The 13,486-nt window shown below is 69.5% G+C and carries 14 protein-coding genes and 3 pseudogenes; 9 read left to right on the top strand and 8 right to left on the bottom strand.

What is annotated here, in order from left to right:
- Positions 1-4: 4 nt before the first annotated feature.
- From DPM13_RS10380 to DPM13_RS10360, 5 genes are read right to left on the bottom strand one after another with little or no spacing between them, the layout of a single operon-like run.
- Entirely contained in the window at positions 5-664 is a 660-nt protein-coding gene (locus DPM13_RS10380; protein ID WP_112887970.1) for a glutathione S-transferase family protein, read from the bottom strand.
- Positions 664-858: a thioredoxin domain-containing protein gene (locus tag DPM13_RS10375; protein WP_112887969.1), complete on the bottom strand. Its 195-nt coding sequence runs from the start codon at positions 856-858 to the stop codon at positions 664-666. The genes DPM13_RS10380 and DPM13_RS10375 overlap by 1 nt, the downstream gene beginning before the upstream one ends.
- 3 nt (positions 859-861) lie before the next feature.
- Positions 862-1,497, bottom strand: coding sequence for a YceI family protein (locus tag DPM13_RS10370; protein WP_112887968.1), 636 nt, complete (start codon positions 1,495-1,497; stop codon positions 862-864).
- Positions 1,494-2,285 carry a VOC family protein gene (locus tag DPM13_RS10365; protein WP_112887967.1) on the bottom strand — a complete coding sequence of 264 codons (792 nt, stop codon included), beginning with the start codon at positions 2,283-2,285 and terminating at the stop codon, positions 1,494-1,496. Before DPM13_RS10365 ends, DPM13_RS10370 begins: the two co-directional genes overlap by 4 nt.
- 11 nt (positions 2,286-2,296) lie before the next feature.
- The gene (locus DPM13_RS10360) at positions 2,297-2,650 is read right to left on the bottom strand and encodes a DUF1428 domain-containing protein (protein ID WP_028721207.1); all 354 of its coding nucleotides are present in this window, start codon (positions 2,648-2,650) and stop codon (positions 2,297-2,299) included.
- A 91-nt stretch (positions 2,651-2,741) separates the two neighbouring features.
- Between DPM13_RS10360 and DPM13_RS10355 the strand changes: the two genes are divergently transcribed.
- Positions 2,742-3,455 carry a winged helix-turn-helix transcriptional regulator gene (locus DPM13_RS10355; protein ID WP_112887966.1) on the top strand — a complete coding sequence of 238 codons (714 nt, stop codon included), beginning with the start codon at positions 2,742-2,744 and terminating at the stop codon, positions 3,453-3,455.
- On the opposite strand, the gene DPM13_RS10350 is transcribed toward DPM13_RS10355, so the two are convergent.
- The gene (locus tag DPM13_RS10350; RefSeq protein WP_028721209.1) at positions 3,389-3,871 is read right to left on the bottom strand and encodes a peroxiredoxin; all 483 of its coding nucleotides are present in this window, start codon (positions 3,869-3,871) and stop codon (positions 3,389-3,391) included. The genes DPM13_RS10355 and DPM13_RS10350 overlap by 67 nt on opposite strands.
- A 76-nt stretch (positions 3,872-3,947) precedes the next feature.
- Between DPM13_RS10350 and DPM13_RS10345 the strand changes: the two are divergent.
- Positions 3,948-5,139 (top strand): annotated as a pseudogene (locus DPM13_RS10345) (NAD(P)/FAD-dependent oxidoreductase).
- Positions 5,136-5,702, top strand: coding sequence for a 16S rRNA (guanine(966)-N(2))-methyltransferase RsmD (gene rsmD, locus DPM13_RS10340; protein ID WP_080621642.1), 567 nt, complete (start codon positions 5,136-5,138; stop codon positions 5,700-5,702). Before DPM13_RS10345 ends, rsmD begins: the two are co-directional and overlap by 4 nt.
- A gap of 9 nt (positions 5,703-5,711) precedes the next feature.
- Here the strand turns inward: rsmD and DPM13_RS10335 are convergent, their stop codons facing one another.
- Positions 5,712-6,143 carry an Lrp/AsnC family transcriptional regulator gene (locus DPM13_RS10335; protein WP_028721212.1) on the bottom strand — a complete coding sequence of 144 codons (432 nt, stop codon included), beginning with the start codon at positions 6,141-6,143 and terminating at the stop codon, positions 5,712-5,714.
- A gap of 130 nt (positions 6,144-6,273) precedes the next feature.
- Here DPM13_RS10335 and DPM13_RS10330 point away from each other — a divergent pair.
- Positions 6,274-7,430 (top strand): annotated as a pseudogene (locus DPM13_RS10330) (type III PLP-dependent enzyme).
- Between the two features lie 81 nt (positions 7,431-7,511).
- Positions 7,512-8,348: a DUF2235 domain-containing protein gene (locus DPM13_RS10325; protein ID WP_262983108.1), complete on the top strand. Its 837-nt coding sequence runs from the start codon at positions 7,512-7,514 to the stop codon at positions 8,346-8,348.
- A gap of 268 nt (positions 8,349-8,616) precedes the next feature.
- On the opposite strand, the gene metF is transcribed toward DPM13_RS10325, so the two are convergent.
- Positions 8,617-9,483, bottom strand: a complete 867-nt coding sequence (metF, locus tag DPM13_RS10320; RefSeq protein ID WP_112887965.1) for a methylenetetrahydrofolate reductase [NAD(P)H] — start codon at positions 9,481-9,483, stop codon at positions 8,617-8,619.
- A gap of 90 nt (positions 9,484-9,573) precedes the next feature.
- On the opposite strand from metF, the pseudogene DPM13_RS10315 reads away from it, so the two are divergent.
- From DPM13_RS10315 to DPM13_RS10300, 4 genes and pseudogenes are all read left to right on the top strand, one after another.
- Positions 9,574-10,473 (top strand): annotated as a pseudogene (locus tag DPM13_RS10315) (LysR substrate-binding domain-containing protein).
- A gap of 363 nt (positions 10,474-10,836) precedes the next feature.
- Positions 10,837-11,589 (top strand): glycosyltransferase 61 family protein, encoded by a 753-nt coding sequence (locus DPM13_RS10310; protein WP_112887964.1) that lies wholly within the window; start codon positions 10,837-10,839, stop codon positions 11,587-11,589.
- A 42-nt stretch (positions 11,590-11,631) separates the two neighbouring features.
- Positions 11,632-12,720 carry an ABC transporter permease gene (locus DPM13_RS10305; protein ID WP_112887963.1) on the top strand — a complete coding sequence of 363 codons (1,089 nt, stop codon included), beginning with the start codon at positions 11,632-11,634 and terminating at the stop codon, positions 12,718-12,720.
- Positions 12,717-13,484 (top strand): ABC transporter ATP-binding protein, encoded by a 768-nt coding sequence (locus tag DPM13_RS10300; RefSeq protein WP_080621635.1) that lies wholly within the window; start codon positions 12,717-12,719, stop codon positions 13,482-13,484. The genes DPM13_RS10305 and DPM13_RS10300 overlap by 4 nt, the downstream gene beginning before the upstream one ends.
- Positions 13,485-13,486 lie beyond the last annotated feature (2 nt).

The raw sequence follows: 13,486 nt of genomic DNA, 5'->3' as shown, positions 1-13,486 counted from the left end.
GGCGCTAACGGAACCGGGCCGGAATCCCCTCGGCAAAGGGGAACCAGCGATACCAGGGCCGTGCCCCTTCGATCACCCTCTGGACCGAAGCGCGGCCGGCCAGCCGGTCGAAATAGGCCATCAGCCGGGAATGCCCGGCAAAGGGGTGGATGGCGCCGGCATAGAACAGCGCCGGAAACGCCGCGCAATCGGCCAGGCCGAAGCCGCCCGCGATCCAGTCGCGCCCGTCCAGGCGGCGGTCCAGCGCGGCATAGGCCAGCTCCAGCTTCGGCCCGCGCAAAGGGGCCACGCGGTCCTCGGCCCCCTCGCCCATGAAGATGCGGGCATCGACGATCTGCTGCATCATCTGCATGACCTGGAAATCCAGGAAGCGGTCCCATTGCCGCGCGACCAGCGAGGCATCGGGGTCCGGGTCCAGCAGGCGCTGCGGCCCGGGATGGTGCCGGTCCAGCCATTCGATCATCAGCGAGCTTTGCGACAGCACCCGGTCGCCGTCGCGCAGCGCCGGCATCCGGCCCATTGGCTCCAGCGACTGCATCAGCGCGCGGTCCTCGGGCTGGCTCAGATCGACGGTCCGCAGGGTGAAATCGGCGCCGGTCTCGTAAAGCGCGACCAGCACCTTCTGGGTATAGGAGGACAGCGGATGACCGAACAGTTCGAGCATCAGGCGGCCTTTCCGAAATGCCTCGGCCGGCCACAAGGCTGGCGGGCGAAATGCTCGGGGGTCTCGTCCCGCCCGGCGGTCGTCTCAACGCGACAGGGCTGGCCGGCCTCGTCGCAGGCCCAGCGGATGCGCAGGTCGCGGACATAGCCGCGCGCCAGCTCGGGCACCCAGTCACAGGTCGCGATCTCATCCATCGCTCACTCCTGCCGGGCGAATTCGGCGTCGATCACGATGGGGATCGGCGCGGTGAAAAAGGGGCTCATGCCATAGGCCTGCGGGTCGATCTGCGTTTCCGCATGGACGCCCAACAGGTTGCGGATCACCGGATTGCCGTTCTCGTCCCCGGTATAGCCCTGGCCGGCGCCGACCAGTTCGACCGCGAAGGTCGCCGGATGGGTCCGGCCCATCAGCGTCAGCTGCCCCGACACGATGCCCTTGGTGTCGCTTTCGGGAGTGAAGCTGTCGGACACGAAACGCGCCACCGGATCGGCCGCGACATCCAGGTAGTCGGCGCCCTTCAGCGCCTCGGCAAACCCTTCCACCGGGGTCGAGATCGAGCCGACCTGCACCTCGGCCCTGAGCCGGCTTTGCGCCGGGTCCTCGGGGTGCCACGCCAGTTCGCCCGAAACCCGGTCGAAACGAAACACGCTGTAGGAAAAGCCCATGTGCGGCACCCGGGCGATGACCGCGCTGTGATAAGGGTCAAGGCGGTAATCTCCCGCCTCGGCGGCGTGATAGTCCTTCTGGCCCTGCGGTATGTCCTGGGGCTGCACCGCTTGCGCCGCCACCGGGGCGGCGCAAAGGGCGCACAATAGCAGCGCGGCCCGGATCATGACGGCGCATGTTCCTTTGGGCCGACCAGGGCGAAATGCGCGCCCTGCGGGTCGCGGGCGACCGCGATGAAGGCGCCGCCCGGCACCTCGGTCGGGCCGTGCAGCACCGTGCCGCCGCCGTCGTGGATGCGCTGGATGGCCTCGGCGACGCCGTTCACGCCGAAATAGGGCAGCCAGGTCGGTACGGGCGCGTTGCCCTGGCCCATCATCCCGCCGATCTCGGCCCCCTGCCAGCGGAACAGCTGATAGGTGCCCATCTCGCCCATGTCGAGCGCGTCGCCCCGGGTCCAGCCGAACAGCTCCGAATAGAACTCGAACCCCGCCCCAGGGTCGGGGGACATCAGTTCAAGCCAGTTGCCGTGGCCGTCCTTCTGCTGGTTCCAGGCCCCGGCCTCGACCGGCGGGCGCGGATCCATCGCGCCGGGCTCGAGCAGCCCGCAGACGGCACCCTGCGGATCGGCGACAATGGCGAAGCGCCCGGTTCCGGGGATCGGCTGCGGACCCATCAGGACCTTGCCGCCCAGGGTCCCGACCTTGGCCACGGCGGCGTCGATCTCGTCCACGTCGAAATAGACCGCCCAATGCGGCGGCACGCCGCTGCGATCCTCGGGGGTTTCCATCAGGCCAGCGACCATGTCCCCGCCCTGGCTGGCCAGGTGATAGTCAAAGCCCGGCACGCCCGCATCCTTGCAGGTCCAGCCCAGAAGGCGGTTGTAGAAGGCCTCGGCATCGGCAAGCCCGCCGCGCACGGTCGCGAGTTCGAACCAGCAGGGTTTTCCGTGAAACATGACCGCCCCCTTCAGCGCTCGTCCACGACGGGTTCGAACCCGCCCCACATCATGCGCATGCCGTCGAAGGGCATCTCGCCCATCTTCTGCATGTCGGGGTCGGACATCATCTTTTCATAGGCGGCGTCGGCCGTGGCCTTGTCGGGCCATTCGATCCACGAGAAGACGACGCTTTCGTCCTCCTTGGCCTGGGTCGCCATGTAGAAGTCCGTGACCTTGCCGCGCGGCACGTCCACCCCCCAGGCCTCGACCATCCGCAGGGCGCCGAAGCGCTTGAACATCGGCGCAGCCATCTTGGCGTGGTCGATGTACTTCTGCTTGTTCGCGGTCGGCACCGCCAGAAGAAATCCCGAATAATAGGTCATGATGCGTTCCCTCCTGTCCCGGCACGGATGTACCGGCCCGAGTCGAAGGCTGGCACTTGAAGTATCAAAATGCAACTGGTAATATTGTTTCATGACTGAACCTGGCAAAAACCCGCGTCTGCGATACGAAGAAGGCTGCCTTGGCGCCCATGCGCTGAACCTGGTCGGCGACCGCTGGGCGCTGCTTGTCGTGCGCGAGCTGATGTTTGCGCCCAAGCGGTTCCAGATGATCCGCGCCGGGCTTCCCGGCATCACCGCCAGCGTGCTGACCCAAAGGCTGGCGCAACTGGCGCAGGCGGGTGTGGTCGCGCATGATGCCGTCCTGGGCACCTATGCCCTGACCGAGGCCGGCCGCGCCCTGCATCCCGTCCTGCGCGAACTGTGCCGCTGGGCCTTGCTGATGCCGGGGCACGATCCCCGGATGTTCATCAGCATCACGGCGCTGATGATCTCGATCTCGGCGACGGTCGATGCGGCGCGTGCGGCGGGATCGGGGCTGCGCGGCGCCTTTCTGTCGGGGAAAGAGGGGTTCGAGGTCGTCTTTTCACCCCAGGGCGCACCCCAGGTCGTGGCCGCGCGCAAGCCACGGGGCGATTTCCTGCTGGAGGGGACGGGCAATGCCCTAGCCGCCGCGGTCTATGGCCCGGGGCCGGTGACGCTGGCGGGCGCGGGGCTGGTTTCCCTGCACGGCGACAAGGCCGCCGCGCAGGCGTTCACGGATCTGTTCAGCCTGCGGCCTCAGACCAGGTCCAGCAGCGCATCGCCCGAGGACAGTGCGCAGGTGCCGGGGCTTTCCTCGACCTGAAGCTCGGTCACGGTGCCGCCATCGACCAGCATGGCGTAGCGCTTGGAGCGGCCGTTGATCCAGCCCGCGCCCTCGATGTTCATGCCCAGGGCCTTGGTCCAGCTGCCGTCGGCATCGGCCAGCACCTCGATCCCGGCATCCGCGGCGCCGGTCGATTTCGCCCAGGCGCCGGCGACGAACGGGTCGTTCACCGTGATGCAGACCACGCGCGAGACGCCCTTTTCGCGGAACTTGTCCACGTTCTTCACAAAGCTCGGCATGTGGCTGTTGTTGCAGGTGGGCGTATAGGCGCCGGGAACGGCAAAGATCGCCACCCGGCCCTGCGCCAGATCAGAGACCTCGACCGTTTCGGGGCCGTTTTCGCCCAGTTTCACCAGCTTGCCCTGGGGCAGCGTGTCACCCTTTGCGATTGCCATGCGCTTTCTCCATGAATTGCATCGGTTCGGGGCGGACTATAGGGTTCGCCCCGCGAAACACCAGCGAGGGCGTAAGATGAACATCGTGATCCTGGGGGCGGGTCAGGCGGCGGCCTCGCTGGCGGCCAGGCTGCGGGCACTGGGGCATGGCGGGCCGATCACCGTGATCGGCGACGAGACCGCGCCGCCCTATCAGCGCCCGCCCCTGTCCAAGGCCTATCTGCTGGGCCAGATGGACCTGGACCGGCTGACCCTGCGCGCGCCGGACTGGTGGGCGGACCAGAACATCGCGCTGCGCCTGGGCGAAACCGCGACCGCCATCGACCGCGACGCCCGGGTGGTGAGAACCGACCAGGGCGAATACCCCTATGACCGGCTGGCCCTGACCCTGGGGGCCCGGCCGCGCCGCCTGCCCGCGGCGATGGGCGGCGAGATGCCCGGCGTGCATGTGGTCAGGAACCTGGCCGACATCGCCGCGCTGCGCCCGGCGCTGGCCCCCGGCCGCCGGCTGGTGGTGATCGGCGGCGGCTATATCGGGCTGGAGGCCGCCGCCGTCGCCCGCAAACTGGGCCTGGCGGTCACGCTGGTCGAAGCCGCGCCCCGCATCCTGGGCCGCGTCGCAGCAGCCGAGACCGCCGACATGATCCGCGACCTGCACCGCACGCACGGGGTCGAGATCATCGAGGGCGTGGGCATCGCGCGGATCACCGGCGATACGGCGGCGAACGGCGTGGCGCTGGCCGACGGTCGCCACCTGCCCGCCGACCTGGTGATCTGCGGCATCGGCGTTTCGCCCGAGACGGCGCTGGCCGAAGCGGCCGGGCTGGAGATCGACAACGGCATCGCGGTCGATGCGCAGGGCCGGACCTCGGACCCGGCTGTCTGGGCCGCGGGCGATTGCGCCAGCTTTCCGATGTCGCGGGGCCGGCTGCGGCTGGAAAGCGTCGGCAATGCCATCGACATGGCCGAGGCGGTGGCCGCGAACATGCTGGGCGCCGGCGCGGATTACGCCCAAGCCCTGGTTCTGGTCCGATCAGTTCGACGCCAAGCTGCAGATCGCCGGCCTGAACCTGGGCTATGACAGGGTGGTGACGCGGCCCGGCGCCAACGGCGGCTCGGTCTGGTATTTCCGCGACGGCGGGCTGATCGCGGTCGACGCGCTGAACGACCCGCGCGCCTACATGATCGGCAAGCGGCTGATCGAGGCCGGGCGGTCCCCTGCCCCCGAGGCCATCGCCGAGGCCCCCGACCTGAAGGCCCTGCTGTGAGGATCATCGGCGGCACCCTGCGCGGGCTGAAGCTGGCCGATGTCGGCGCGGGCGACCCTGGCGCGCATCTGCGCCCGACCACCGACCGGGTGCGGGAATCGATCTTCAACCTGCTGGTCAATGGCGTTCATGGCGACCCGATCCCGGGCGCGCGGGTGCTGGACCTGTTCGCGGGCACCGGCGCGCTGGGGCTTGAGGCGCTGTCGCGGGGCGCGGCGCGCGTGGCCTTTGTCGACGATGGCGTGGCGGCGCGCGGCCTGCTGCGCAGCAACATCGAAAAGGCCCGGGCGATGGGCGTGACCGACGTGTGGCGCCGCGACGCGACCCGGCTGGGGGAAAACCGCGGCGCGCCCTATGGGCTGGTGTTCCTGGACCCGCCCTATGGGCTGGGCCTGGGGGAACGCGCGCTGGCCTCGGCGCTGGCCGGGGGCTGGATCGCCCCGGACGCCATGATCGTCTGGGAGGAGGCCGCCCCCCCGCCCCCGGTCCCCGGCCTGGCCCGGATCGACCAGCGCAGATACGGCGACACCACCGTCACCCTGCTGCGCCCCGAAAACGCCTGACTGGACCGCCTAGCTGGACCGATCCAGCTTGGTCGACAGGTGGATCAGGCTTTCGGAGGACCTGACGCCGGTCAGCCCGCCGATCTGGTCCAGCACGTCGTCCAACTGGCTGGTCGAGGCCGCGGCCAGTTGCAGCAGCAGGTCCACGCGGCCGCTGGTGGTGTGGATGCGCTCGACTTCGGGCATGTTGCGCAGCCGCGACAGGATGCCCACCTGCGAACGCGGCTCGATGGTCAGAAGGCAGGTGGCGCGGATGCGGTGTTCGCGCGCGGAATCGCCCAGCCGCAGCGTATAGCCCGCGATCGCGCCCGAGGTTTCCAGCCGTTCCAGCCGGGCCTGCACGGTCGAACGCGCGACCTTGAGCCGCCGCGCCAGCACCGCCACCGAAAGCCGCGCATCCTGCGCCAGATGGGCGACAATGCCCCGATCAAGATCATCCACGCTGTTCCGCCTGTCATTTCGACGATGTTTTCGTCATATTTACCGATGCGGCGCACCATTTCCACCCTTTTGGGTGCTGCGCCTGACCGGCCCCGGCGCGATCCTGAAGCCAGGAACAAAGGAGACGCCGATGGGACTGACCGAGGGGCGTGGCCCCCGCACCCTGTGGAACAACCCCGCCCAGATCATCCGCGCGCTGGCCCCGGATCACCCGGTCATGGCCTTTGCGCCTTCGGTCCTGCGCGCCACCGCGCGTCGCTTTCTGGACGGTTTTCCGGGGCTTGTCACCTATGCCGTCAAGGCCAACCCCGACGAATCCGTGATCCGCGCCCTGTGTGACGAAGGGGTCGGCGGCTTCGACGTGGCCTCGCCCTGGGAAATCGACTGGATCGGACGCCTGGCGCCGGGGGCTGCGCGGCACTATCATAACCCCGTCCGCGCGCGGGCCGAGATCTGCCATGCCCTGGCGGCCGGCATCCGGTCCTGGTCGGTGGACAGCCACAGCGAGCTGGACAAGCTTTTCGCCGAACTGCCCGCCGGCGGGCACGAGATCGCCGTCCGCTTCAAGCTGCCGGTCGGCGGCGCCGCCTATGACTTCGGGTCCAAGTTCGGCGCCCTGCCTGAGCTGGCGGCCGCGCTTTTGCGCAGTGTCGCCGACCATGGCCATCTGCCGTCCCTGACCTTTCATCCCGGCACCCAATGCACCGATCCGCAGGCCTGGCGGGCCTATATCCAGACCGCGGCCCGCATCGCGGCGGCGGCGGGCGTCCGGCCGCGCCGGCTGAACCTGGGCGGCGGCTTTCCCTCGCCCGGGTGGCGGCGGTGGCGCCCGACCTGCCCGCGATCTTCGCCTGCATCCGCGAGACTCATCGCGCGGCCTTTAGCGAGCATGCGCCCGAACTGGTCTGCGAACCCGGACGCGGCCTTTGCGCCGATGCGTTTTCGCTGATCGCCCGGGTCAAGGCCCTGCGCGACGGGCGCGACGTGTTCCTGAACGACGGCGTCTATGGCGGGCTGACCGAACTGCCGCTGATCGGCAATCTGGACCGGATCGAGGTGCTGACCCCCCAGGGCACCGTCCGGCGCGGGCGGGTCCGGCCCCGGCCGGTCTTTGGCCCGACCTGCGATTCCGTGGACCGCCTGCCGGGCGAACTGCCCCTGCCCGCCACCCTGCGCGAGGGCGATTATGTGATCTTTCATGGTGCAGGTGCCTATTCCACCGTCACCAACACCCGTTTCAACGGCTTCGGCCAGATTTCCCATCTGACTGTCAGGACAGTTTCGTAAGGCCGCAACTTTTCATTCGTATTTTCGTTCTAGTATAAGGCCATGGAAAACAGCACCCCACCCCGCACCCTGGTTGTCTTGATGGATGGCACCTTCGCCTCTCTGACCGAAGGACGGGGTTCCTCGATCGCGCGGATCCACGGGATGCTGTCGGGCGACATGGGCCCACCGGGCGGCCAGGTGCTGCTGCATTACGCGCCGGGCCAGCAATGGGCGGCCTGGCGAACGGTGCCGGAACTGGTGTCGGGCGCGTCGCTGGACTGCAACATCCGCGCCGCCTACGGCTGGCTGGCGCAGACCTGGCGGCCCGGCGACCGGCTTTATCTGTTCGGCTATTCGCGCGGCGGGGTCGGGGTCTGCGCCCTGGCCGACATGATCGCGCGCATCGGCCTGCTGACGCCCGACCAGGCCACCGGCGACGCCGTGCTTTGTGCCTGGAACATCTATCGCCACTGCCCGGGCGAGCGGCTCGACCCGGCGCGCTGCCATGACCATGTGCCCGTCCGCATGGTCGGGCTTCTGGACACGGTCATGTCGCTGGGCCTGCGCCTGCCCTTCCTGTGGACCCTGTCCGAGCCTGATTTTTCCTATGCCAAGGGCCGGCTGGCCCCGAACGTGGAACATGGCGTCCATGCCCTGGCCCTGGACGAAACCCGCGTCGCCTTCGCGCCGATCCTGTGGGACGACGCCGACGGCCGGGTCCAGCAGATGTGGTTCCGCGGCTGCCACCCCGACGTGGGCGGCCAGCTTGGCGGGCAGGAAACCGCCCGGCCGCTGGCCAATGTGCCGCTGGTCTGGCTGCTGACCCAGGCCGAAGGGCTGGGCCTGCCCCTGCCCGAAGGCTGGCGCCGCCATCATCCCTGCGACCACGGCGCACCGGCGGTCGGCTCGGGCGCAGCTGGGGCAAGATCTTCCTGACGCGCGCGCCGCGCCGGGTTGGCGCCGATGCATCCCAAGCCCTGCATCCCAGCGTCGGACCCTATGACGGTCCGGCGCTGCTGACCGGCCACCTGGCCGCCGCCGCGCGTCCCGGCCGCGCGCGCCGGTTGCGCCTGCGCCTGTCCGGGCCCCGGGGCATGGACCCCTCGGCCCCGGCCTGAGGGGGCAGGACCATCTTTCCCGGATCATCGGAGACCCCTGGCGCGCGCGGCCCGATCAGCCCGTTGGCGACAAGGGCCAAAGCCCCTCAGGCGACGTCCGACATCGCCCCCCGGGGCGGGACCACGCCAAGCGCCGCGCAGACCTTCTGCACCAGGTCCGGCTTGTTCAGCGTATAGAAATGCAGGCTGTCCACACCCCCCGCCACCAGGTCCGAACACAGCTGCACGCAGGTTTCCAGCGCCAGTTGGGCCTCGCCCGCCTTGCCGGCGGCGGCAAAGGCGTCCTCGGCCCAGGCTGGGACCGAGGTGCCGCAGCGCTCGGCAAAGCGGCGGGTGCCGGCCCAGCTTTGGATCGGCAGGATGCCAGGGATGATGCGCGCCGTGATCCCCGCGCGTTCGCACTGGTCGCGAAAGCGGAAGAAGGTCTCGGCGTCGAAAAAGAACTGGGTGATCGCGCTGGTCGCCCCGGCGTCGGTCTTGCGCTTCAGCCAGGCCACGTCGGCGGCGGTGTCGGGGCTTTCGGGATGCGGCTCGGGATAGGCGCCGCAGCGGATGGTCATGTCGCCGCGCGCGGCAATCGCCTCGATCAGTTCGACGGAATTGGCAAACCCCTGGGGATGGGGGGCGAAACGGTCCTGCCCTTGGGGCGCATCGCCGCGCAGGGCCACGATTTCATGCACGCCGGCGGCTGCGTAATCGGCAACGATCTGCATCGTCTCCTCTCGTGTGGCGTCCACGCAGGTCAGGTGGGCCGCGACGTTCAGCCCGTAGTGGCTGGCCAGCGCCGTCACCGCCTCGTGCGTCAACTGCCGCGTGGTGCCGCCCGCGCCATAGGTCACGCTGACGAAGTCCGGCCCCAGCGGCGCCAGCGCGCGCGCGGTTTCCCAAAGCCGGAAGGACTGGTCCAGCGTCTTGGGGGGAAAGAACTCGAAACTGATGGCGGGCGTCGTCATGGCACTATCCTTTTGTCGCAAGGCTTGTGACACGATGCGGGACGTGAGACAAATTCATAATCCTCAAGATCGTGATGAGGCCGGCTCAAGATGCATCTGGAACTTCGCCATCTGCGCAGCCTGCGCGCCATCCATGAACAGGGCGGGCTGGCGCGCGCGGCCGAGCTGCTGAACCTGACCCAATCGGCCCTGTCCCACCAGATCAAGGCGCTTGAGGAACAGGCCGGGGTCGAACTGTTCCTACGCAAGACCAAGCCTCTGCGCCTGTCGGCGGCGGGAATGCGCCTGCTGCGCACCGCCGAACAGGTGCTGCCGCTGATCGACGCCGCCGAGGCCGAGTTCCGCGCCGTGGAACTGGGCCGGGCGGGCCGGCTGCATGTCGCGATGGAATGCCACCACTGCTTCGACTGGCTCTTGCCGGTGCTGGACCAGTTCCGCCGCGCCTGGCCCGAGGTGGACCTGGACATCCGCCAAAGCCTCGCGCTCAAGGCGCTGCCGGCGCTGGTGCGGGGGCAGGTGGACCTGGTGATTTCCTCGGACCCCGAGGAGATGGAGGGCGTGACCTTTCAGCCGTTGTTCGACTATGCGCCGACGATGGTCGTGCCGGCCAGCCACCCGCTGGTCGCCGGTTAGCCGAACCGCGGACCTGGCGGCCGAGGCGCTGATCACCTATCCCGTGGACCGCGCGCGGCTGGACGTGTTCACGCGTTCCTGGACCCGGCGGGGGTCGAGCCTGCCCATCACCGTCAGGTCGAACAGACGGCGGTGGCCCTGATGCTGATCGCCTCGGGGCGGGGGGTGGCGGTGATGCCTGACTGGGTGCTGCGCGCCCATGCCGGCAACCCGGAACTGGCGCTGCTGCCGCTGGGGCCGCAGGGCATGCTGCGCCGGCTTTACGCCGCGGTGCGCGCCGACGACCTGGGCCAGCCCTTCGTCGCCCATGTCCTGCGGCTGGCCCGGACCGAGCCGGTGCGCATGATGCGGGGCTGAGTGCTGGCGTTCGCCCGCAGGATGCGTCACTGTTCCCACCGTCACCGCAGGGGAGAAGATCCTTGATCGCGCCAACGCTGTTTCTGCAAAGGCTTTCCACCCGGATCGCGCGCAAGCTGGGCCGCGATCCGGCCGATCAGGCCGTTGCGGCCGAGGTGGTCAAGGTCTCGCCCGACGAACAGGCGCAGCGCCCCGCGGCCTTTGCCCTGCCTGGCCAGCTTGAGCGGGTCAGGGCGACCGCCTCCGATACCACGCTGGGAACGAGATGGCGCGGATCACGGGCGGCACGGTCCGGCATGACGCGACCCGGGCCTATCGCTTTCGCGACCTGCAGTATTTCGACGGGTTCCAGTACGCGGCGGCATGCGCCGCCAGCAGGTCGTCCGCCCCGAGCCGCTGCTGGGCCGCGGCCCGGTCGAGGAGATCGACTGCTGCTCGCTGCCCGGCACCACGGTCGGCGACCAGTTCTTCGGCCATTTCCTGATCGACGATTCCGCGACCGCGCTGCTGGCCGAACGCTTTGCCCCGCCGCGCCTGCCCCGACCGACCGCGCGCCAGGGCTGGTCCCATGCCCTGCGCTATCGCGAGCGGCTGGGCATCGCCATCCCGCCCGTGGGCCATGCCCTGATCCGCGATGCCTGGGTGTTTCGCGACCACGGCATGACCGCCGACCGCCGCGCCCGCCTGGTCGAGCTGCGCCGCCGGATGCGGGCTGGCGGCGGGCGGCGGTCCGGGCACGGGGTGTTCATCCGCCGCACCGGCGGCCAGGCCCGCAATCTGGCCAACGAGCCCGAGGTCGAGGCGCTGCTGGCGGCGCGGGGCTTCGACATCGTGGATACGGCCAGCCAGCCCGTCGACCAGATCGCCGCCCTGCTGCACGGCGCGGCCGTGGTCTGTTCGGTCGAGGGCAGCGCCTTTGCCCATGCCCTGCTTGGCATGGCAGACGGCGGCGCCATTGTCGCGATCCAGCCGCCCTGGCGGTTCAACAACCCGTGGAAGGACTATACCGACGCCCTGGGCCTGGGCTACGCCTATGTGCTGGCCGAAGGCGGTGCCACGGATTTCCGGCTGAACCCGGACGACCTGCTGCGCACGCTGGACCTGGCGGGGGGCTGACATGGGCCGGCATCCCCATCCCAGGCGCCCGCGGGGGCGGCCATGACCGCCCCGCCCGACCAGGACCTGACCGTCCGGGCCGATGGCGACGCGCTGCACCTGGGTGGCGCGCTGACCGTCTGGACCCTGCCCCGCCTGCCCCAGGGCGGCGGCGCGACGCGGATCGACCTTTCGGGCCTGACCCGCCTTGACACGGCGGGCGCCTGGCATCTGGTCCGCCTCCGCGCCGAGGGCGCCCGGATCGACGGGCTGGACGAGGCGCAGCAGGCGCTGCTTGACACCGTGACCAAGGCCGTTCCCCAGCCCGAGCCCGCGCCCCCCGCGATGGCGCGCTGGCGCGCCGCCCTGGACGCGACCGGGCGCCGCGTGGTCCGGGCCGGGGTCTTTCTGCGCGAGATCTGCGAATACCTCGGCCGCTTCCTGGCGGCGCTGGCCCGCGCCATCCGCCATCCGCGCGATTTCCGGCTGACCTCGCTGGTGCACCATTGCCAGGAAACCGGGCTGCGGGCCGTGCCCATCGTGGCGCTGATGTCCTTCCTGATCGGGGTGGTGCTGGCGTTCCAGGGCGCGGCGCAGCTCAGCCAGTTCGGAGCCGAGATCTTTGTAGTCGAATTGATCGCGATCTCGATCCTGCGCGAACTGGGCATCCTGCTGACGGCGATCATCGTCGCCGGGCGCACGGCCTCGGCGCTGACGGCCTCGATCGGCTCGATGAAGATGCGCGAGGAAATCGACGCCATGCGCACGCTGGGCATGGACCCCGACATGGTGCTGATCCTGCCCCGCGTGCTGGCGCTGATCATCACGCTGCCGATCCTGGGGCTGGTCGCCAATGTCTCGGGCCTGGTGGGGGGCGCGATCATGTCCTGGATCGAGCTTGGCATCTCGCCCTCGATGTTCCGCTATCGGCTGATCTCGGAAACCAGCGTGGACCATGTGATCGTGGGTCTGTCCAAGGCGCCGGTCTTTGCGCTGGTGATCGGCGTCATCGGCTGCCACGCCGGCATGAAGGTCGGCAAGGACGCCGAAAGCCTGGGCGCGCAGACCTCGACCGCGGTGGTCAACGCGATCTTTGCGGTGATCGTGATCGACGCGCTTTTCTCGGTCTTCTTCGCCAAGGTGGGCCTATGACCGAAAACGTGATCGAGGTTCGGGGATTGCGCACCCAGTTCGGCAGCCATGTCATCCATGACGGCCTGGACCTGGACCTGAAGCGCGGCGAGATCCTGGGCGTGGTGGGCGGCTCGGGCACCGGGAAATCGGTTCTGCTGCGCACCATCGTCGGGCTGATCCGGCCCACCGCCGGGACGGTGCGCGTGCTGGGCCAGGACGTGACCGGCCTGTCGGGCCCCGCGCGCGAGGCGCTTGAGCGGCGCTGGGGCGTGATGTTCCAGGACGGGGCGCTGTTTTCCGCCCTAACCGTGCAGGAAAACGTCGAGGTCCCGCTGCGCGCCGTCCCCGGCCTTTCCGATACCGCGCGCCAGGGGCTGGCGCAGCTCAAGGTCGCGATGGCGGGGCTGCCCTGGAACGCGAACGGCAAGTATCCCTCGGACCTGTCGGGGGGCATGAAAAAGCGCGCGGGCCTGGCGCGGGCCCTGGCGCTGGACCCGGAAATCGTCTTTCTGGACGAGCCCACGGCGGGGCTGGACCCGATCGGGGCGGATGCCTTCGACCGGCTGATCGTGGGCCTGCGCGACGCGCTGAACCTGTCGGTCTTTCTGGTCACGCACGACCTTGACACGCTGCACGCCTGCTGCGACCGGGTCGCGGTCCTGGCCGAACGAAAGGTGCTGGCAACCGGCACCATGGCCGACATGCTGCGCGTCGATCACCCCTGGGTGCACGAATATTTCCACGGCCCCCGCGCCCGCGCGGCCCTGGCGGAAAAGGAGTAAGC

It is taken from the genome of Paracoccus mutanolyticus (assembly GCF_003285265.1).
In the GTDB taxonomy this organism is placed as follows: Bacteria; Pseudomonadota; Alphaproteobacteria; order Rhodobacterales; family Rhodobacteraceae; genus Paracoccus; species Paracoccus yeei.
The sequence above is the reverse complement of the archived record's forward strand: the minus strand, read 5'-3'. Positions and strand labels throughout refer to the sequence as shown.